The organism is Acinetobacter sp. UBA801 (genome assembly GCA_002296655.1).
Taxonomy (GTDB): Bacteria; Pseudomonadota; Gammaproteobacteria; order Pseudomonadales; family Moraxellaceae; genus Acinetobacter.
This window is the reverse complement of the sequence record DBIN01000056.1, coordinates 21,687-42,410: the sequence shown is the minus strand read 5'-3', so window position 1 is coordinate 42,410 and position 20,724 is coordinate 21,687. Positions and strand designations below refer to the sequence as shown.

The 20,724-nt window shown below is 40.3% G+C and carries 18 protein-coding genes; 8 read left to right on the top strand and 10 right to left on the bottom strand.

Features of this window, described 5'->3' with window-relative positions; genetic code table 11:
• The first annotated feature begins 88 nt into the window (after positions 1 to 88).
• Positions 89 to 2,092 (top strand): AAA family ATPase, encoded by a 2,004-nt coding sequence (locus tag B2W49_RS11265; protein WP_291341331.1) that lies wholly within the window; start codon positions 89 to 91, stop codon positions 2,090 to 2,092.
• A gap of 49 nt (positions 2,093 to 2,141) precedes the next feature.
• Here B2W49_RS11265 and gatB read toward each other — a convergent pair whose 3' ends face one another.
• From gatB to gatC, 3 genes are read right to left on the bottom strand one after another with little or no spacing between them, the layout of a single operon-like run.
• Positions 2,142 to 3,617 (bottom strand): Asp-tRNA(Asn)/Glu-tRNA(Gln) amidotransferase subunit GatB, encoded by a 1,476-nt coding sequence (gatB, locus tag B2W49_RS11260; protein ID WP_291341329.1) that lies wholly within the window; start codon positions 3,615 to 3,617, stop codon positions 2,142 to 2,144.
• Positions 3,617 to 5,095, bottom strand: coding sequence for an Asp-tRNA(Asn)/Glu-tRNA(Gln) amidotransferase subunit GatA (gatA, locus tag B2W49_RS11255; protein ID WP_291341327.1), 1,479 nt, complete (start codon positions 5,093 to 5,095; stop codon positions 3,617 to 3,619). Before gatA ends, gatB begins: the two co-directional genes overlap by 1 nt.
• 52 nt (positions 5,096 to 5,147) lie before the next feature.
• Complete coding sequence (gatC, locus tag B2W49_RS11250; protein ID WP_004975405.1) at positions 5,148 to 5,462, bottom strand: Asp-tRNA(Asn)/Glu-tRNA(Gln) amidotransferase subunit GatC; 315 nt, start codon at positions 5,460 to 5,462, stop codon at positions 5,148 to 5,150.
• A gap of 137 nt (positions 5,463 to 5,599) precedes the next feature.
• Between gatC and B2W49_RS11245 the strand changes: the two genes are divergently transcribed.
• From B2W49_RS11245 to B2W49_RS11220, 6 genes are all read left to right on the top strand, one after another.
• Positions 5,600 to 6,646 (top strand): rod shape-determining protein, encoded by a 1,047-nt coding sequence (locus B2W49_RS11245; RefSeq protein WP_004975408.1) that lies wholly within the window; start codon positions 5,600 to 5,602, stop codon positions 6,644 to 6,646.
• 16 nt (positions 6,647 to 6,662) lie between these two features.
• Positions 6,663 to 7,520 (top strand): rod shape-determining protein MreC, encoded by an 858-nt coding sequence (gene mreC / locus B2W49_RS11240; RefSeq protein ID WP_019838366.1) that lies wholly within the window; start codon positions 6,663 to 6,665, stop codon positions 7,518 to 7,520.
• The gene (gene mreD, locus B2W49_RS11235; protein WP_136143852.1) at positions 7,507 to 8,013 is read left to right on the top strand and encodes a rod shape-determining protein MreD; all 507 of its coding nucleotides are present in this window, start codon (positions 7,507 to 7,509) and stop codon (positions 8,011 to 8,013) included. Before mreC ends, mreD begins: the two co-directional genes overlap by 14 nt.
• Positions 8,001 to 8,567, top strand: a complete 567-nt coding sequence (locus tag B2W49_RS11230) for a Maf-like protein (protein WP_291341321.1) — start codon at positions 8,001 to 8,003, stop codon at positions 8,565 to 8,567. Before mreD ends, B2W49_RS11230 begins: the two co-directional genes overlap by 13 nt.
• Before the next feature lie 39 nt (positions 8,568 to 8,606).
• Positions 8,607 to 10,061, top strand: coding sequence for a ribonuclease G (gene rng / locus B2W49_RS11225; RefSeq protein WP_291341320.1), 1,455 nt, complete (start codon positions 8,607 to 8,609; stop codon positions 10,059 to 10,061).
• Positions 10,062 to 10,190: 129 nt separating this feature from the next.
• Positions 10,191 to 10,361 (top strand): PA1571 family protein, encoded by a 171-nt coding sequence (locus tag B2W49_RS11220; protein WP_004975418.1) that lies wholly within the window; start codon positions 10,191 to 10,193, stop codon positions 10,359 to 10,361.
• A gap of 59 nt (positions 10,362 to 10,420) precedes the next feature.
• Here B2W49_RS11220 and B2W49_RS11215 read toward each other — a convergent pair whose 3' ends face one another.
• Together B2W49_RS11215 and B2W49_RS11210 are read right to left on the bottom strand one after the other, a co-directional pair.
• Positions 10,421 to 11,800 carry a WS/DGAT/MGAT family O-acyltransferase gene (locus B2W49_RS11215; RefSeq protein WP_278519280.1) on the bottom strand — a complete coding sequence of 460 codons (1,380 nt, stop codon included), beginning with the start codon at positions 11,798 to 11,800 and terminating at the stop codon, positions 10,421 to 10,423.
• Positions 11,801 to 11,980: 180 nt separating this feature from the next.
• On the bottom strand, positions 11,981 to 12,712 hold the full coding sequence (locus B2W49_RS11210) for a phosphoadenylyl-sulfate reductase (protein WP_291341315.1): 732 nt from the start codon (positions 12,710 to 12,712) through the stop codon (positions 11,981 to 11,983).
• Between the two features lie 189 nt (positions 12,713 to 12,901).
• Between B2W49_RS11210 and thrH the strand changes: the two genes are divergently transcribed.
• On the top strand, positions 12,902 to 13,519 hold the full coding sequence (gene thrH / locus B2W49_RS11205; RefSeq protein ID WP_096901782.1) for a bifunctional phosphoserine phosphatase/homoserine phosphotransferase ThrH: 618 nt from the start codon (positions 12,902 to 12,904) through the stop codon (positions 13,517 to 13,519).
• Positions 13,520 to 13,591: 72 nt separating this feature from the next.
• Here thrH and B2W49_RS11200 read toward each other — a convergent pair whose 3' ends face one another.
• The 5 genes from B2W49_RS11200 to B2W49_RS11180 all read right to left on the bottom strand — a co-directional run bounded on the left by B2W49_RS11200 (position 13,592) and on the right by B2W49_RS11180 (position 20,566).
• Entirely contained in the window at positions 13,592 to 14,737 is a 1,146-nt protein-coding gene (locus tag B2W49_RS11200; RefSeq protein WP_291341313.1) for an OmpP1/FadL family transporter, read from the bottom strand.
• 323 nt (positions 14,738 to 15,060) lie between these two features.
• Positions 15,061 to 16,332, bottom strand: coding sequence for an OmpP1/FadL family transporter (locus B2W49_RS11195; RefSeq protein WP_291341311.1), 1,272 nt, complete (start codon positions 16,330 to 16,332; stop codon positions 15,061 to 15,063).
• A gap of 355 nt (positions 16,333 to 16,687) precedes the next feature.
• Positions 16,688 to 18,310, bottom strand: coding sequence for an ABC transporter permease (locus tag B2W49_RS11190; protein ID WP_291341338.1), 1,623 nt, complete (start codon positions 18,308 to 18,310; stop codon positions 16,688 to 16,690).
• Between the two features lie 86 nt (positions 18,311 to 18,396).
• Positions 18,397 to 19,413 carry an extracellular solute-binding protein gene (locus B2W49_RS11185; RefSeq protein WP_291341309.1) on the bottom strand — a complete coding sequence of 339 codons (1,017 nt, stop codon included), beginning with the start codon at positions 19,411 to 19,413 and terminating at the stop codon, positions 18,397 to 18,399.
• A gap of 34 nt (positions 19,414 to 19,447) precedes the next feature.
• Positions 19,448 to 20,566, bottom strand: coding sequence for an ABC transporter ATP-binding protein (locus B2W49_RS11180; RefSeq protein WP_291341307.1), 1,119 nt, complete (start codon positions 20,564 to 20,566; stop codon positions 19,448 to 19,450).
• Between the last annotated feature and the right edge of the window lie 158 nt (positions 20,567 to 20,724).

The window sequence follows — 20,724 nt, the reverse complement described above, 5'->3', positions numbered from 1 at the left end:
CGCACCTCATGTTTGAATTCGCCTACTAATTGAGTTTTTCTATTAATTTTATTATATTTTATATAATTGATTTCAAAGAATAAATGAAATGATAGTTGGAATTTTCTTAAGACATATAAAAACTTATAAGGGTATTAATTTTATTCCGCTGAGTGATGGAGAAAAATTTTGTGGTTTAGTTGGTAACAATGGAATTGGGAAAAGTACTATTTTAGAGGCTTTGGATAAAATTTTCTTGTCCCATAAAGAATGGAATATTAATTTATCTCATAATAAATCCCAGGATGATTCTAATATTCCGTACATTGTGCCAATTTTTTTAATTGAAAAAGATAAGGTTACATTTGATGCTAAAGAACTTGAAGTAGTTCAAGTTATAGATAAATCAATTAAACAGATTAAGGCTACAAATTTACCTCCAAGGTTTTCGGGAGCTAAAGAAACAGTTCAGCATATTCAAAGAGTAGTATCTGCACTCAAAAATATAGATGATTATTTTCTAATTCCATTGGGTATAACTTTAAATAATAAAAAGAGTTTTAGTGTTTTTAATAGCTATTTTAAAGAAAAATTATCTGAGTTTTTAGAAGGGATCAATTCTCCAAGTGCCGAGGTCGAAGAGATTGATGAAACTGAATTTGACTTGAATGTTTTAGATAATATTTTTAGTAAAATTGTAGATATTTATCGCTATATTTATATTCCTAGAGAGTTAAGTGCTGAAGAATTTACTAAGTTGCATAACAAACAATTTGAATTTTTGATGGGGAAAAGTTTACAACAAACTTTAAATGAAACAATCTCTGCTGCAACTGTAAAAAAAATAAATGACTCTTTGGATGGGATTATTGGAGAAATTGAACAAGATCTTGAGTCATATATTTATAAAACAAATAGCGATGTAAGGCAGACAAAATTAAAACGAGTAGATATCAACAACCTAATTATTGAAGCATATTTCAATATAAGGACTATGCATCTGAAAGTAGATGCGAGTTCATCAATGGCGATTACTAAACTTAGTTCAGGTGAGAAACAAAAAGCTATATTGGATATTGCAAATAGTTTACTTAGAAAAAACTATGAAAATCATAATGAAAAATATGTGATTTTTGGGTTCGATGAGCCTGAGTCGTCTTTACATATTTCAGCATGTTTTGATATGTTTCAAAGTTTATATGAAACAACTAATTATTGTTCTCAAGTATTATTTACTACACATTGGTATGGTTATATCCCCTCTGTTATTAGAGGTAATACGGTAATTTTAAATAAAGGAGATGATAGTAGTCATAAGTTTGATTTTATTAATATTAGCAAGTACCGTGAAGAAACAAGGATTATAGGTGTTCAGTCACGTAATCAACTACCTTTTAGTATTCAATTGAAAAGTATAAATGATTTAGTTCAGGCTATTATTTATGGAAGTATGAGTGAGAATCCATTTAATTGGTTGATTTGTGAAGGTTCTTCAGAAAAAGTCTATTTTAATTATTACCTATCTGATTTGGTTGAAAATTCTAGATTGAGAATTTTACCTGTTGGTGGGTATAGTGAAGTTAAAAAATTGTATAATCATCTTGCAATAGCATTTGAAGACTTCAAACAAGAAATGAAAGGCAAGGTGTTTTTGGTTTGTGATACGGATGCCAATTTAGATGCTAATACCAATTATGTAAAACATGATACTCAGCACCCTAAATTAAAATATCGTCGTTTAATTAATAATCAAGAAAATGAGAAATCTGAATTGGTGATGATTAACTCAACAACTGCTGCTAATTCGACTGTTCTTGAAGATGTTCTTAATGCAAAAACGTTTTTAAAAGTATTAGAAGAGAAAAAAGGAGAACATCCTGAACTAGAAGTACTGCTTAGTGAACACAAAAGAGTACCGTTGTTGGAAAATCAATTTTATCCTTCAGGTTTATGTTTAACTTTATCTATACCTGAAAGAAAGATTTTAAAAGAATTTTTTGGCAAAAATAATAATACCATGAAAGTGGAGTTTGCTGAGGAATATATTAGAGCGGTTAATAGTTTAGAAGAAATAGAATGGATCAATGAAATTAGAGAATTTTTCACAAAGTAAGAGTTAAAAAACCCGTCCTAAGACGGGTTTTCTTTAAAAAAAGACTAAATCAACCAATCAATTTTTTCATTAATTCATTTACTTGTGCAGGGTTTGCTTTACCTTTCGCAGCTTTCATCACTTGACCAACAAGACCATTGAAAGCTTTCTCTTTACCAGATTTATACTCTTCAACCATCTTCTCATTGGCAGTAAGAACTTCTTTAATAATCGCTTCAATCGCGCCTGTATCAGTTTCCTGCTTTAAGCCTTTTTCTGCAATGATTTCGTCCGCAGATTTGCCTTCTTCCCACATAAAGCCGAATACTTGCTTCGCGATCTTACCGTTAATCGTGTTGTCCACAATACGCGCGATCATACCGCCAAGTTTTTCTGCAGATACAGGAGAATCCGCCAATTCCAAGCCTGCTTTATTTAAAGCACCTGAGAATTCGCCCATCACCCAGTTTGCCGCAATCTTACCTTGTGCAGCGCCGCCAGCAGCTTTTACCACATCTTCGTAAAACTCTGACATTTCACGAGTCAGTGTCAGTACGTGAGCATCATACTCAGTCACACCGAAGTCAGCCACGAAACGCGCACGACGAGCAGCAGGCAGCTCAGGCATAGTCGCTTTAATGGCTTCAATTTGCGCGTCAGGAATAATCACAGGCAACAAGTCTGGATCAGGGAAGTAACGGTAATCGTTGGCTTCTTCCTTCGAACGCATTGAACGCGTTTCCATCTTCACAGGGTCAAACAAACGTGTTTCTTGGTCAATCGTACCATCCCATTCCAAGATTTCCATTTGACGTTCAATTTCAACATTGATCGCTTGTTCAATGAAACGGAATGAGTTTAGGTTTTTCAATTCACAACGTGTACCGAATGGTTGACCTGGACGACGTAACGACACGTTACAGTCCGCACGGAAAGAACCTTCAGCCATGTTGCCGTCAGAAATACCCAACCAACGCACCAGTGTGTGAATCGCTTTAATATAAGCAACCGCTTCTTCAACTGAGCGCATATCGGGTTCAGATACGATTTCTAATAAAGGCGTACCTGCACGGTTTAAGTCGATGCCAGACATGCCTTCGAATTGGTCATGGATTGATTTACCTGCATCTTCCTCAAGGTGCGCACGGGTCACGCCAATGCGTTTGGTTGTGCCATCTTCAAGTTGGATGTCGATATGACCTAAGCCCACAATCGGGTTATCCATTTGGCTAATTTGGTAGCCTTTTGGAGAGTCAGGGTAGAAGTAGTTTTTACGCGCAAACACAGAAGCTTGGTCGATGTAAGCATCAATACCCAAACCAAAACGGATTGCCAAATCCACCACTTCTTTATTCAGCACTGGCAAGACGCCTGGCATGGCTAAATCAACAAGGCTGGCCTGCGTATTTGGGTCTTGACCAAATTCGGTTGATGAGCCTGAGAAAATTTTAGAATGGGTTGCAAGCTGAGTGTGAATCTCAATACCAATCACGACTTCCCAACCATCAATCAGGTTTGATTTTGGTTTAGCAGTATTCTTCGCCATTATGCGTTCTCCTCAGCAATTGCAGCGCGTTGAGTATGCCAATCGGTCGCTTGTTGATACTGATGTACCACAGATAGCAGTTGCGATTCAGACCAGTAATTGCCAATTAATTGTAAACCCACAGGCAAGTGATCTTGGTCAAAACCAACAGGCGCACTAATTGCAGGTAAGCCCGCCAAGTTCACCGCGATGGTGTAAATATCGCCCAAATACATTTCAACAGGGTCTAAAGACGCGCCAATTTTATATGCAGTGGTTGGTGCAGTCGGTGCAGCAATTACATCTACCTGTTCAAAGGCTTTTAAGAAGTCTTGCTGAATTAAACGACGTACTTTTTGCGCTTTCACGTAGTAGGCATCGTAATAACCTGCAGAAAGGGCATAAGTACCAATCAAGATACGACGTTGCACTTCTGCACCAAAACCTTCAGAACGTGAACGTTTGTAAAGGTCTAAAATATCTTGCGGATTTTCTGCACGGTAGCCATAACGCACACCATCGTAACGAGAAAGGTTAGACGATGCTTCTGCAGGGGCAATCAGATAGTAAGTTGGCACGTAGCTTTCCGTCATGTTGAGATCAATCTCAACCAATACTGCGCCCAATTCTTCTAATTTTTTTAGTGATTCTTCAACACGTGCTTTTACATCAGCATCTAAGCCTGCCACATTGAAGTATTGTTTAGGAATACCAATGCGTAAGCCTTTAAGCGCTGTCGCATTGAGGTTTGCCACATAATCTTCAACCGCTTTATCCATAGAGGTTGAGTCTTTAGCATCATGACCTGCCATCACATTCATTAAATAAGCACAGTCTTCTGCAGAGCGTGCCATTGGGCCTGCTTGATCTAAAGACGATGCATAAGCAATGATGCCGTAACGTGAAACACGTCCATAGGTTGGTTTTAAACCCGTCAAACCACAGAACGATGCAGGCTGACGGATTGAGCCACCTGTATCTGTACCTGTAGCAAATGGTGCTAGATCAGCCGCCACGACTGCAGCCGAACCACCTGATGAACCACCCGGTACATGGTCAAGTGCCCAGGGGTTTTTTGTTGCACCGTAGAATGAACTTTCAGAGGTTGAACCCATTGCAAATTCATCCATGTTCACTTTACCTAAAGTGACCAAACCTGCATTTTTACCTTGCGCCACCACAGTTGCATCATAAGGCGAGATAAAATTGTCCAGCATTTTTGAACCCGCAGAGGTTTTAATGCCTTGGGTACAAAAAATATCTTTATGTGCAACAGGAACGCCTGTTAAAGCTGTCGCTTGACCTGCCTGACGTATCGCATCGGCTGCATCTGCCTGTGCCAGTGCTACTTCATTGGTCACGGTGACATAAGAGCGTACTTGCGGATCAATTTTGGCAATACGTTTTAAATAATGTTCTGTTAGTTCGCGAGAGGAGAATTTGGCTGCCGCTAAACCCTCAGAGATTTCACGAATCGATAAGCGATGTAAATCTGTCATGAGAAAAATTCTTTTACCTTTTTATGAAGTCAAAATGTAACAGCCGAATAAATTATTCAATCACACGTGGAACAAGGTACAAGCCATCCTGAACTGCAGGGGCAACAGCTTGATATTGCTCACGATGGTTCTGTTCGGTTACGACGTCTTCACGTAATGGTTGCGGGTGGTCAAATGGGCTTTTTAAAGGCTCAACGTCATCGGTATTTATGCCTTTTAAACTTTCCATCATGCCTAAAATTTTATTTAGACTTTGAGCATACTCAGCAGATTGCGTATCATTGAGTTTAAGACGGGCAAGATGGGCAATTGCTGAAACTGTTTGTGCATTTAAATCTGCAGAATGCTGAGCATCCGAGGTAGACATAACATCACCTAAAATCAGTATTAATAAAAAATTTCAAAATATCGTGCGTTATAATAAGCGATTGACTTGTTCAACGCACCACATTTAGTTAAAGTTGCCAACTTGCGTCCACATAAAGTTTAATCGAGAACGACTCCGTGATTCTAAAACGACTAATTGGCTTGTTTTCGCCAGACCTAGCCATTGATTTAGGTACAGCAAATACACTTATTTATGCGCCAGGACGAGGCATTATATTAAATGAACCGACGGTTGTGGCAATTCGTCACAGCGGTTCACAGAAAATTGTTGCCGCAGTCGGTCTTGATGCCAAACAAATGTTGGGTCGTACCCCTGCAAACATTTCTGCAATTCGCCCAATGAAAGATGGTGTCATCGCTGATTTTGAGGTGACTGAAACCATGCTGAACCAATTTATTGGCAAAGTGCATGAAAAACGCTTATTCCCACCTGCACCGCGTGTCGTGGTGTGTGTGCCATGTAAATCTACCTTGGTAGAGCGCCGTGCGATTCGTGAAGCTGTGTTTAATGCGGGTGCACGTGATGTCCGCCTGATTGAAGAACCGATGGCTGCTGCAATTGGTGCAGGCATGCCTGTAGAGCAAGCTTGCGGTTCAATGGTAGTCGATGTTGGGGGTGGCACGACAGAAATCGCGATCATTTCACTACAAGGTTGTGTTTATTCAGATTCTTTACGTATTGGGGGCGATGTGTTTGATGAGCAAATCATTAATTATGTACGCAAGGCACATGGTTGTGTCATTGGTGAAACCACCGCAGAAACCATTAAGAAAGAAGTCGGCATGGCTTTGCCAGATGAAGGTGCTAAACCACTGGAAATTGAAGTGCGTGGTCGTAACTTGGCAGAAGGTGTGCCACGTGCCATTACTGTAACTTCTGATGAAATTACCCAAGCGATTTCTGATCCATTACAAAGCATTGTATCGGCAGTAAAATCTGCACTGGAACAAACGCCTCCTGAACTTTCCTCAGATATTGCAGAGCGTGGAATTGTGCTCACCGGTGGCGGTGCGTTATTGCGTAACCTAGACAAGCTTTTGGCACAAGAAACTGGCTTGCCTGTGGTAGTCGCAGAAGAACCATTAACTTGCGTTACCCGTGGTGGTGGCAAGGTCTTGGAATTCTTTGATAATCCAAACCACGATATGTTATTTGTTGGCTAATACATAGGATTCGGCGGTGCAAACAAATCTGTTTTCCAGACAACCGCCATCTTTTCGCTCTTTTATCATTGCGGTCATTACTTGTTTGGTCATTCTGTTCTTTAACTGGCGTGTACCGCATGTAATTCAACCTGCACGTGATGTTTTGTATGCGGCATATAATCCAATTTATGCCCTTGCAAGCTATCCTGTATTGTCGCGAGAATGGCTAAGTCAACAAAGTAAGTCTGAGGCTCAATTGCGTCGTGAAAATACCGCGATGCAGGCAGAGCTACTGCAGGCTCAAGTCCGTTTGCAAAAATTATCTGAACTCTCTGCAGAAAATACCCGCCTGCGTGGTCTACTCGATACCCCTCTCATTATTGATGGACGCATGGAAATTGCCGAAGTGATTGGTACAGATGCCGATCCTTTGCGTCATATTATTGTGATTAACCGTGGTTCACAAAATCAACTCAAAGTCGGACAAACCGTTTTGGATGATAAGGGCATTATGGGGCAGATTATCGCTGTGTATCCACACAGTAGCCGTGTCATGTTGCTTTCCGATAAAGAACACTCGCTTTCAGTGCGTTTGGAGCATACAGGCATGCGTGCGATTGTGTCAGGTACGGGCGATTTGGGACGTTTAAAAATGGAATATGTGCCGACCAGTGCCAATATTCAGGTTGGTGAAAAGGTCTATAGCTCAGGCTTGGGTGAGCATTTTCCTGCAGGGTATTTGGTTGGAAGCATTACCAAAATCAGCCGACATAATTCTGGTGAGTTTGCACAAATTGATGTGATGCCTGCAGCACAATTGGCGGGTGGTCATCATGTGGTGGTGCTTTTCTCAGAATCTTTAGCGAAGGAGCAGCCAAATGCCAATCGCTAAAATTGGGCAAACTCGACTCGGACAAAACAAAAATAAAGATCCACTGTTGCCGATTATTTTTTCTGTCATAGCTGCATCCGTACTCATGGTGTATCCATTGTCTTATACAGGCTCGGGTTGGCGACCATTGTTTATGTTGATGGTGACTTTGTTTTGGGTGCTTGGGCAGCCAACTTGGTGTGGCATCTGGTTCGCCTTTGGTACAGGCTTGTTTGCAGACTTACTTCTCGATGCACCTTTGGGTATGAATGCCCTGAGTTTTGTGGTCATTACTTTTGTGGCGCGTTTCCTGACTCGCGAACGCCGTATTATGACGTTTGCGAATTTATGGGTCATCAGTGCAATCGCAATTTTGGCACACCTCGCCTTGATTTGGGTGTTGCAAGTCATGGGGGGAATTCAGTTCCCATTTGCGCGTCATTGGCAACCTTTGCTGAGTAGTATTTTACTCTGGCCTGTGCTGTATTATTTCTTGCGAAAATGGCGCATTTAATTCTCGCTTCAAGTTCACCGCGCCGTCGGGAACTCCTACAACAGCTCGGACTGGAATTTGAAATTTACAGTCCAGATATTGATGAATCTATTTTAGCGGGCGAAGACGTTGCCACCTATGTTGAGCGTTTGGCGTGTGCCAAAGCCGATGCTGTTTTGCAGCTATTTCCTGATGCTATGGTGTTAGCTGCTGATACCAGTTTGGGCGTAGATGGGCAGATATTGGGCAAGCCAGAATCCAAAGCACATGCCTTTGCCATTTGGTCACAAATTTCTGGTCGAAAACATGATGTTTTTTCAGGTGTTTGTGTGCGTACACAACAGAAAAAATCCAGTATAGTGGTACGTACACAGGTTGAATTTCAATCGCTAAGCTTAGAAGATATGGAAAGTTACTGGGCAACAGGTGAGCCGATTGGAAAAGCGGGTGCTTATGCAATTCAAGGCATCGCAGCACGTTATATTCCGCGTATTGAGGGTAGTTATAGCAACGTTGTTGGCTTGCCGCTCTATGAAACCGTACAGTTATTACAGACAGTTAAGGTACTAAATTAACTGCTGCACAAAAATTTTTATAATGTTTTGAGTTTTATTATGTCTGACGAGTTGTTGATTAATGTCACACCGATGGAGTGTCGAGTGGCATTAATTCAAAACGGCACGGTCAATGAACTATTCATTGAACGTACCGCTAAGCGTGGTTTGGTGGGTAATATTTATAAAGGCAAAGTCGTGCGCGTGCTGCCAGGCATGCAAGCTGCCTTTGTCGATATTGGGCTGTCGCGTACCGCTTTTCTGCATATCAATGACATGATTTGGCCGCGCAGCCAACCTACACCGAATGTCTTTGAATTATTGCAGCCTGGGCAAATTCTAACCGTGCAAGTCATGAAAGACATGCTAGGTACTAAAGGCGCACGACTAAGCACTGATCTTTCTATTCCTTCACGTTATTTGGTTTTAATGCCGTATGGCAGTCATATTGGCGTATCTCAACGCATTGAATCGAATGAAGAACGTGAGCGTCTACGTGGCATCATTGAAACCATTCAGGCCGAGCATAAATTGCCAGGTTCGGTAATTGTACGCACAGCAGCTGAAGGTGTCGATGAAGCGGCCTTAGTGCAAGATATGTGTTACTTGGCAAAATTGTGGGAATACATTCAGCGTAAACAAAAAAGCATTGCTGTGCCTTCTTTGATTTTTGAAGAGTTGCCGTTACCGCAACGCGTAATTCGTGATTTGGCGAATGATAACACCGCCAAAATTTATGTCGATTCACGTGAAATTCACGCCAAATTAAAAGAATTTGTGGATGAGTTTGTGCCCAATATGCACAATCGCCTGATTCATTATCCAGGTGAGCGTCCACTGTTCGATTTATACAATGTCGAAGAAGATATTCAAAAAGCATTGCAAACCCGTGTGGCATTAAAGTCAGGCGGTTATCTGATGATTGATCAGACCGAAGCCATGACCACCATTGATGTAAATACAGGTTCTTATGTCGGTGGTCGGACTTTAGAAGACACTGTTTTTAAAACCAATATGGAAGCGACACAGGTCATTGCCCGCCAGTTACGTTTGCGTAATTTGGGTGGCATCATCATTATCGACTTCATTGATATGCAAGAAGTACAGCATCGTGATGAAGTCTTGAGTCAGTTTGAGCGTATGCTTGAACGAGATCATGCCAAGACCAAAATTACCCAAGTGTCTGAACTGGGCTTGGTCGAGATGACCCGTAAACGCACCCGTGAATCATTAGAACATTTACTTTGTGAAGCCTGTCCAACTTGTCAGGGACGGGGCTATGTTAAAACAGCAGAGTCAGTTTGTTACGAAATTTTTCGAGAAATTTTAAGATACGCACGCGCATTTGAATCACAACGTGGCTTTACTGTCGTTGCGCACCCATCGGTGATTGACCGATTGTTAACTGCCGAAGCGCCAGCAGTGGCGGATTTAGAGCACTTTGTCAGCCGTGTGATTAAATTTCAGGTGGAAAATTTATATACGCAAGAGCAATACGATATCATTCTGAGCTGAAATTGTAACAGGATATCGCTAAACAGTTGTTACATCTGAAATTTTACTTTTTTGAGTGAATTCTCAATACTAAGCATACAGAGTAGCCAAAGCCGAACATCTCCCTCGGTTTAGCAAATGAGGTATGTCATGGGTATGAGTAAAGTTGTGATTCAAAAGAGTTTAAAAGTATTAGATCGTAAAGTGACACATAACGGTTATATTGTGGATGAGCAAGGTAAAGAAACTCAAATTACCACTGCAATGGTTAGCGCAGTTTGTCAGCAATTATTAAAACAGTGTCGTACTATTCAAAAATAAGGGGCAGCAATTGCCCCTTAATTGATTCTATTGAATTATTTTTCTGATGGATTGACGTATCAATCCACGATTTTATTGACCCCTTCAGGCGCATCAATAATCTGTTCAAAGCGCTGAATTTCATCTTCTAAGTGTTGCAATAAGTTTTGCATTTTCGGTAAGGCATGACGACAAGCAGTTAAACCAACTTCTAATTTGTCTAAATAGCTGGTCATGGTAATGTTTAAAGCTTGTCCATCTAACACGATTGAAGCAGGGTATAGTGCATCTAGCTTTGCACCATTCCAATACAAAGGTTCACGTGGGCCAGGTACATTGGAAATCACCAAGTTAAAGGCCTGACGCTTTGGCATAATGCCTGACAAAATATTTAAACCAGCAGCGCCGTAAACAAAAGCACTATAGTTCATAATTTGATTGGCATTCATGCGCTTAAAACGCTGCTTGGCATTTTGTACACTGCGGCGCACAATTTTTAAACGCTCAAGCGGATCTTCTTTGTGCGTACCCAAGTTGGCTAAAATCATGGTGATTCGATTAGATACTTCAGAATCGTCATCACGAATAGAGGCAGGCACCATCGCAATTAAAGGTTTTTTCGGTAAAGCATATTGGCTGAGTAAGTACTCACGTAATGCGCCTGAGCAAATTGCCAGTACCACATCATTAATGGTTACGCCCAAAGCTTTAGCAATGCGATGCAAACGTGCAAACTCAAAAGATTGCGCGGCAAAACGACGTGAGGCGCTCACACGTTGGTTTAAGATGGTACTTGGTGCTTGGAAGCTAGAAACATAATCGGGGTTACGCCCCATATCTTTAGTAACAGTTTGTGATACTTCATAAACTGCGCGAGGGGTTGCTTCAACATGACCTTTAACCCCACCAAAAATTTTCTTTAAACGGCTGACTTTCGGTTCTTTCAGGCGTTTAGCACGTGGGCCTTCCACACACCAAGGCGGTACAATTCTTTTTGCATTTTCGTCATGCGATAGGGATTTTTCCACCAAACGCATGCCAGCAATACCATCTACCATGGCATGATGAATTTTAAAGAACATCGCAAAACGATTATCTTCAATACCTTCAATAATATGGCAAGTCCATAAAGGTTTGGCGCGATCAATCAGTGAACTGTGTTCTTGTGAAATATAAGTTAATAATTCACGAATGCGACCTGGTTTTGGCAAGGCAATATGACGGAAGTGATGATCGAGATCGAACTCTTCATCTTCATCCCAAAATAGACCATTGAGCTTATTGTTAAATGGTGCAATAGGCATCGACTTTGAATTGCGAATATCGGCAACCAAGTCTTGAATAAAAGTGTCTGGCGCATGTTCTGGAATTTGGAATAAGAATAATCCACCCACATGCATGGGCTGTTGACGTTTTTCGAGTGATAGGAAAATAAAATCAATAGGGTGTAATGGACGCATATTGTGGATTGCCTCACTGCAATTTCTACGCTTGTTCTTATCTGAACAAGGTTTTTAGAGTTATATAAGATTTAATTCAGTATATCTTTTTTATCAAACAAATATAGTGGTTTTTGCGCCATCATCGGTCAATAAAAATCACCAGTGGATAGGTGATTTTTATTGATTTTAACAAGAGGATTACTTCAGATTTCCTGCATGCAAACCACATTCTTTGTGCGTTGCTTCTTCCCACCACCAACGACCTTCGCGTTCATGTTGGTTTGGGAGCACAGGGCGGGTGCAAGGTTCACAGCCAATCGAAATAAAACCTTTTTCATGCAAACGATTGTATGGAATTTCCATCATGCGAATGTAATTCCACACGTCAATGCTTGACCAGTTTGCCAGTGGATTATATTTGATTAATTGCTTGGCTGGACCTGAAAAGCCTAAATCTGCTTGTATGACAGGAATATCTTGGCGTGTACCCGGGCTTTGGTCTTTACGTTGTCCTGTAATCCAACCATCTAAAGTTGCCAGTTTTTTGCGTAAAGGTTGAACTTTGCGAATTCCGCAACATTCCTGATGTCCATCTTCAAAAAAGCTAAACAAGCCTTTTTCTTGAACTAATTGTTGTACCCCTTCGGTTTCAGGAAAGCAAATTTCGATCTCAATATTATAATATTTGCGTACAGTTTCTAAGAATTGATAAGTTTCAGGATGCAAACGTCCTGTATCTAAACTAAATACACGAAATGGCAAACCTAAATTGGATGCCATATCAATTAGCACCACATCCTCTGCACCTGAAAATGAAATTGCGACTTCACCTTGCTGACTCAAAGCAAGCTTTAAAATGTCACTTGGTGATTTATCTGCATATTCAGTCGCGAGTGCATCAACAATGTCTATGGTGGGAATGGTATGCATAAGTCTTCCTGCAGTCGGCTTGAGGGCTAATCTTTATACTTGAGTGGATTATTTTAATGGAATTCCTAATAAGGTCTTATCACTAAAAAATAAATGCTTATGAACTAAATAGATTTAAAAAAGAACAAGGCAAAAACCGAATCTTCGGCTATGATAGTGAAAATTTTTATTGGTATTTTGGGAGAACCCATGGAAATCGTATGTCTTGATCTTGAAGGTGTGTTAGTTCCAGAAATTTGGATCAACTTTGCTAAAAAAACTGGAATTAAAGAACTAGAAGCAACTACACGTGATATTCCAGACTACGATGTGTTGATGACTCAGCGTTTAAATATTTTAAAGCAGCATGGCTTGGGCTTAAATGATATTCAGGCCGTGATTGCAGACATGGGGCCATTCCCGGGCGCGAAAGAGTTTGTAGAGTGGGTGAGCACACACTTCCAATTGATTATTCTTTCAGACACGTTCTATGAGTTTGCACATCCGTTGATGAAGCAATTGGGCTGGCCAACCATTTTCTGTCATAAATTAGAAACAGATGAAAATGGCATGATTACAGCATATAAATTGCGTCAACCCGACCAAAAGCGTCAGGCGGTTAAAGCCTTACACGGTTTAAATTTCCGTGTAATTGCTGCAGGTGATTCGTATAACGATACAACGATGCTAGGTGAAGCGGACAAAGGTTTCTTATTTGATGCACCTGATAATGTGATTGCAGAATTCCCACAATTCCCTGCAATTCATGGTTATGCAGCATTAAAAGAAGCAATTCGTGGTGCTTCAGTAAGAGATATTCCAGCTTAATCTGAAGCTGAATACAATAAAGGGCATCATTTGATGCCCTTTGTTTTTATGCGATATTAACAGTGCATTAATTTAGAAGCGATAGCCAATTTTTAAGCCATAACCCAATGCATAGTTGTCTTCAAATTCACCAACGTTTGTTGTACCCGTACGTGCAGTGGCATCACCCAACCAGAAGTATTTTACGCCAGCTTGAATAAAATAGTTTTCTGCTGGGCTATATTGACCACCTAAGCCAACGCTCCAATAACCCTCAGTCGGGCCTAAAGTGGTGACCGGGTTACCCGCACCAGAGTCATAACCTACAGAAGCAGAACCAGACCAATGACTATTAAGCTTGCGACCCACGCCTACGGTTGCAGACCATTGATCATCTGAATAGTCAATAAGGTTATTGCCAGAAGCTGAATTTAAAAACTTTGGTGTGACCGCAAATTGATCCCAATGTACCCAACGGATATTGGCAAAAGCTAAAGTGTTGGCTGCAACACCTGTTTGAAAATCAATGTTTACTGATTGTGGGGTTATGGCATCAAGTTGTGATTCTACATTTAACATTGGCATTAACTTGTGTGTCTCTACCGATTTAGCTTTATGCTTGATTTCGGAGCGATAAGTTACTGATGTTTTAAGTGCGATTTCAGGGATTTGATAAGCAAAGCCTGCGAGCCAACCAAAAGCCTCTTCTTCATGTATTTTAATGTCATAGCCACTTAAAACTTTAGTTGGGTCTTTAGGTGATATATAGGCTTGACCACGTAGGGAGATATCTGCTTCAACAGTTTGCCAAACAGGACCCGCGTAGAAATTCCAGTTTTCTGTAGGTTGGTAACCAATTAAAGCCGTGAGATTGTGTGTTTCAACTTCAACTTTTGTAGCTTCAATTCCATTAGTAAACATGCTCTGTTCTAGGTTATACATCGCATCTGCACCAAATGGCTGGTCATATAAAAGACCTAAAGAAATTTGTTCAGTCGCTTGTACTTTAATTGCAGCGGAAGGGAAGTAATAGTCTTCAGCCATATCGCTGACGTTATTTTTTATAAGATCTTTTCCTTTAACTGTTGGATCTAAAACTGAAATACCTGCTTCTGCATAATTACCCGGTTGTAAAAATGCAGCAATAGACTGACCAGAACGGTCTAAACCAGCAGCAAGCGCAGGTGTAAGTGGGAGAGTGCTAAGTAAAATAGCTGAATAGATTTTATTGAGCTTCATGGTCGTTCCCTGATGCTTTATGTAACAAAAAGTGTAGGAAAGGTAACATATTAAAAAAAAGAGTAAATGCTCAACTATGGTTGTAAAATGAACTGAAAAGTTAAAAAATGTACTTGTGTATAGTAAAAAAACACTGAAAAAATATAAATTTATGATTTATATAGATTTATTTTTGGATACTGAGTGGCTGATTGAATATTATGCAAAATGTTTAAGTGTTCATTTGTTGCTCAAATGAATCACAAGTGTATAAAAAAGAGCGTAGATGTCATTGTTGAAAAAGAAAAAACCATCTTTACAGATGGTTTTTTCAGCATTAATAATTAGAATTTGTAGCCCATTTTTAGGCCGTATGCGATTGCATGGTTATCTTTGAATTCTGCTACATAACCTGCTGTATCAAACTGAGCGCCAGTTTGGGCTTTAGCATCACCTAACCAGAAGTATTTCACGCCGCCAGCAATGAAAGTTTGTGGTGTTGGGCTAAATTGAGCACCTAAACCTACGTTCCAATAACCTTCTGTTGGACCTAGCGTGGTTACAGGATTACCTGCACCAGAGTCCCAACCTACAGAAACGTTACCTGCCCATTGATCATTTAACTTACGTCCAACACCTACTGTTGCAGAAATTTGGTCGTCAGTATATGCAACAAGATCAAATTCAGGCTTACCACTTTGACTTTGTACAAGTGCATTTTTACTTGCTAAACCAAACTTATAAGGTTGAATAGAGAAATTTGACCAATCAACCCAACGAACATTAGCAAAAGCAACTGTATTTGCCATGATGCCTGTTTGGAAATCTAGGTTTACAGATTGTGGGGTCGTAATATCTGTATTTAGAGAAGGTGCTGCATTTAAACCAGCAAATAGACCAGCTGAATTAAAACTTTCTTTAACATTTACAGAGTGTTCAATTTCAGAGCGATATGTAACAGATGCTTTTAATGCAATATCAGGAATTTGGAAAGCCGCACCAGCTAACCAGCCAATATCACCAGTTTCTTTAATACTTGCATTATAGCCACCAAAAGTAGCATTTCCACCATATGCTAAACCACGAAGTTGAACATCACCTTCAACTGTTTGATAGACAGGGCCAGCATAAAAATTAAAATTTTCAGTTGGTTGATAACCAAATATCATTGAAATACTTTGCGTTTTGACTTCAACTTCTGTTGACTCAGTACCATTATGAAAAAGGCCTACACCACCAGCAGCAACTGATACTGTATCAGATAGTGAGTAAGTAGCATCTGCACCAAATGGTTGGTCGTAAAGTAAACCAAAAGAAAAATGATCTGTTACTTGTAGTTTTAGTGCAGCACTTGGGAAGTAATAATCATCGCCCATGTCACTTAGGTTAGTATTTTGTAAGCCAATCGCACTTGGAGGTGCTGCGCTTGGTGAATATCCATTACGTACTTTACCTGAGACATTTGGATCTAGTACAGAAATACCTGCTTCAAAGTAGTTACCCGGTTGTAAGAACGCAGCCATAGATTGACCAGAACGATCTAGAGCTGCAGCAAAAGCACCTGTCATTGGTACAGTTGCTAAAATCATTGCTGTGCTTAGTGCTTTTAATTTCATTATACATTTCCTTTGGGCTATAAAGTCTTTTATGACAGTTTTTGTTGATGCTTTAAGCTTTCATTTAGGATGATTTCGACTTGTACAAACCGAGACCATTTGTTACTCCATGTGACAAAAATATCACAATTAAAATAAGAGTAAATGCTCTAGAAAAAACTAATCAGTATAAAAATTAAACTAAATAGAGTATTTGTTCTAATAAAGAGGTGTTTTTTTTTCATTAGTATTTGATAAATAAGTAATAAAATTAATAAATTTGAATTTGGTAGGGTGTTTCTGATTGATTAAAAAAAATACTATTTTTGTGGTAAAACCCATTGTCGCTTGGTGTATTACGCAATAATGGGACAGATTAACGTGGGGTTTTTCCAAGCTTTGCCAAAAGAATGACAGGAATCAGCCCAACCAATACAATTAGTAAAGCTGCTACTGCGCCATCTTCATAAGTGCCCCTAGAGGCTTCTGCATACAATTGGGTGGCGAGCGTTTCCATATTTAAAGGGCGGAGCAATAAAGTTGCTGGCAGCTCTTTCATGCAGTCTACAAAGATTAATAAAGCTGCAGAAATAATGGCAGGACGCAATAATGGCAAGTGCACACGCCATATAATCGCAAAGCTGTTTTGTCCTAAATTACGTGCAGCATCATCAAAAACACCATGAATACGGTTATAGCCTGACTCAATGCCACCTACTGAAATAGCTAAAAAACGCACAGCATAAGCATAAATAAGGGTAAAACTGGTGCCGAGGAATAATAAACCTGTGTGTATCCCTAATTTAAATTCTAAAAAGTCGGCAATGGTATGATCAATTTTACCCAAAGCCAGCATGAGACCAATCGCTAAAACGGTTCCTGGAATGGCATAACCTAAGCTAGAAATGCGGCTAAACCAGTTGTGTTTGCTAAAACGTGCAGCACTGACAATAAAGAAGCCAATCAAAATGGTGACGATGGTGGCAATACTGGCAAGCGTCAGTGTGTTGATGGATGCTTGGATCAGATAATCTGAGAACCCTGCATATTGAATACGTTTATAGGATTCGACCAATAAATGACTGGTTGGAATTAAAAAGCCAATACAGACAGGAATTAAACCTAAACCGAATAATACAAGTGCTTTAACACCTTTAACCGATTGTGCAGGCATCAAGCGGCTACGTTGTGCAGAGTTCATATAGCGCTGTTTACGTCGACCTAAACGCTCTACTAAAACTAATAGAGTAATGATCATCAACATGAAAATGGCAATTTGCGCTGCGCCTGCCAAGTCGGATTGATTGGTCCAGGTTGAATAAATCGACAAAGTTAAGGTTTTAATACCTAAAAATTCTGTTGCGCCAATATCATTAATGGTTTCCATTAAAACCAGACTGGTACCCACAGCAATCGCAGGACGTGCTAATGGAATCGCAACACGTAAAAACACTTGATCGGGTTTTAATCCTAAGGTACGTGCCACTTCAATTAAACTGGCCGATTGCATCAGAAACATCGCACGGGTGCTTAAATACACATACGGATACAGCACAAAGCTCAATAAGAAGATGCCGCCCCAAACAGTACGAATATTAGGAAACCAAAACTGTTGTAATTCTAAATTAAACCCATCGCGCAGGATGCTTTGCACAGGACCGATAGGATGCAAAATGTCGATATAGCTATACGCAATAATATAAGTCGGTACGGCTAAAGGCAGCAGTAAGGCCCAATCTAAAAATGCCCGTCCACGAAATTGATACGCCGTTACAATCCATGCGCTGCCTGTACCAATCAGGATGGTGAGAATTCCCACACCCAACAATAAAATCCCTGTTTCTGCCAACGTGTGTGGAATTACATAACGCAGCAGATGCCCCCAAATTTCACTATCACCTTGTAATGCTGTCCAAATTAAAGCGACCACAGGTAAACAGGCGAGTAGTGTCAATAACCCACTGAGCGAAAATAAAAAATTAAATTTATTTTTAAGCATTGCAATAGAGGTACTAAATAAGGGGCGGGAACGAGAGCGCATCTTACAGTGCTAAGTGCTGCACTGTAAGATGATAGTCAAAATTTTTAGCGGTTAAACTGGACTTTATCGACCAATAAGTTGGCGGCTTTACGGTGACGTGCAATATCGCTTAAACGAATTGAATCAATATTCAGTTTGCCAAAACTAGCGATAATTGGGTCAATTTTTACACCAGGTTTAACAGGGTATTCAAAGCCGTTTTTTGCGTAAATGGCTTGCGCATGATCTGAAGCTAAAAACTCAAGCAACTGTACAGCTTCTTTACGGTTTGGCGCATGTTTAGAGACCACTGCACCCGATACGTTTACATGTGTTCCACCATTTTTAAAACGCGGTAACACAACATTAATCGCATTGCCCCAGCGCTTTTGTTCCGCATCACCTGTACGCATTGTGCCTACATAATAAGTGTTGGCAACGCCAATATCACAAATTTTGCCTAAAATATCACGTGCCACATCACGGTCACCACCACTGGCTGGGCGAGCTAAATTAGCTTTTACACCACGCAACCAAGTTTCAGCTTGTTTTTCACCGTGATGGGCAATATAAGCCGCAATCAAAGCAGTGTTATATGGATGGCTGCCTGAGCGAATACAGATTTTATTTTTCCATTTGGGATTAGCTAAATCTTCATAAGTAATCGCATTTAATGGTGTACGGTCTTTAGAGGCATAGACTGCACGTGCACGCATCGACAAGGCATACCAGTGACCATTGGCAGCACGTAAATTGGCAGGAATTGCGCTATTTAAGGTTTTAGAACTCACGCGCTGAGTTAAACCACTTTCAACCAAATCAACCAAATTGCCAAAATCTACAGTCAGCATAACGTCGGCAGGGGAGCGACGACCTTCTGCTTTCACCCGTTCTAATAAACCATCTTTAATAAAAACCGTATTCACTTTTACCCCAGTTTTTTGGGTAAATTCAGTCAATAAAGTTTGAATGAGCACAGGCTCACGTGTGGTGTATAAATTGACTTCCGCTGCTTGTGCGACACTTGTACCAAGTGCAAGTAAACCTGTAACAAGCAATGATATTTTAGACAGTGGTTTCATGCAGTAATCCTAATTAAAAGTTTGAACTGAAAATCTAAACCTGAACAGCGGTATGAGTAGAAGACGATGTGGTGGTTGATTGCTCATCAGCAGCCAAGAAATAACAGCTGTTTAAATCGACAGAAACATAGACCTGTTCAGAAGGTTGAATATCTTGAAGGTGATTCACTTGTGCCAAAAGCGTGAGATCATGATCGCGTAGTTTTAGACGCAGTTGTTGCGCATGCCCCATAAAACTGGATGACACAATGCTTGCTGGCAAGGCATTTTCACTTGGTGTTTGACTGACATGCAATTGATGCGGACGGAAGCAGCAAACTATTGAATCTTGAGGGTTTGCATGTTCTGGTAAATCAATCTTGCCAAATACTGTGTGAATTTCTTGATGCTGGATGTGCGTTGGAATTTCATTCAACGAAGAAAAATAACGTGCAGCAAACAATGTTTTCGGCTGTAAATAAAGTTGTTTGGGTGAACCAATTTGAATAACTTGCCCTTGATGCATCAAAATAATTTGATCAGCAATTTGCAGTGCTTCTTCTGGATCGTGTGTCACGATAACGGTGGTTGTTGCAGTTTGTTTGAGCAGTTGAATGGTGTTTTGACGAATTTGATCTCGCAGACGATGATCCAAATTTGAAAAAGGTTCATCCATTAACAACACTTGTGGTTCTGGTGCTAAGGCGCGAGCTAAGGCGACTCGTTGTTGCTCGCCCCCCGAAAGTGTATATGGATAGCTGTCTTGATGGTGCAGCATGGAAACATGCGCTAAAGCTTGTTTGGCGATTGCTTCCCGCTGCGCTTTGGGAAATTTCTTTAAGCCAAAAATAACATTGTCTAACACACTTAAATGCGGAAAAAGTGCGTAATCTTGAAAGACTAAACCAATATGGCGAGCTTCTGCAGGAATCTGCGCATGTTCACTCCACAAGGTATTCTGTTCTAGTTGAATTGTGCCGCTGCTAGGTGTTTCCAAACCTGCAATCAGACGCAGCATCGTGGTTTTGCCACAGCCTGAATGACCTAATAAACATATAATTTGTCCACTCATTGCCGACCATGTTGCTTGTTGTACTGCAAAACGCGCGCCAAACTTTTTACTGAGCTGTTGGATCGTCAAGATATTGGCAGGTTGAGCAGCGTACGCATTCATAGTTCATTCACACGACAAATTTTGTGCTCAAATAATAACTAAGAATTCTTCTCATGTAGAGTCTTTTTATCATTTAGAGTGTAAATCATGCGGCTTTTGATACAAAAAAGTTGAAATATCCACTTAAACAATAGGTTTGAATTAAAGTTATTATCAAT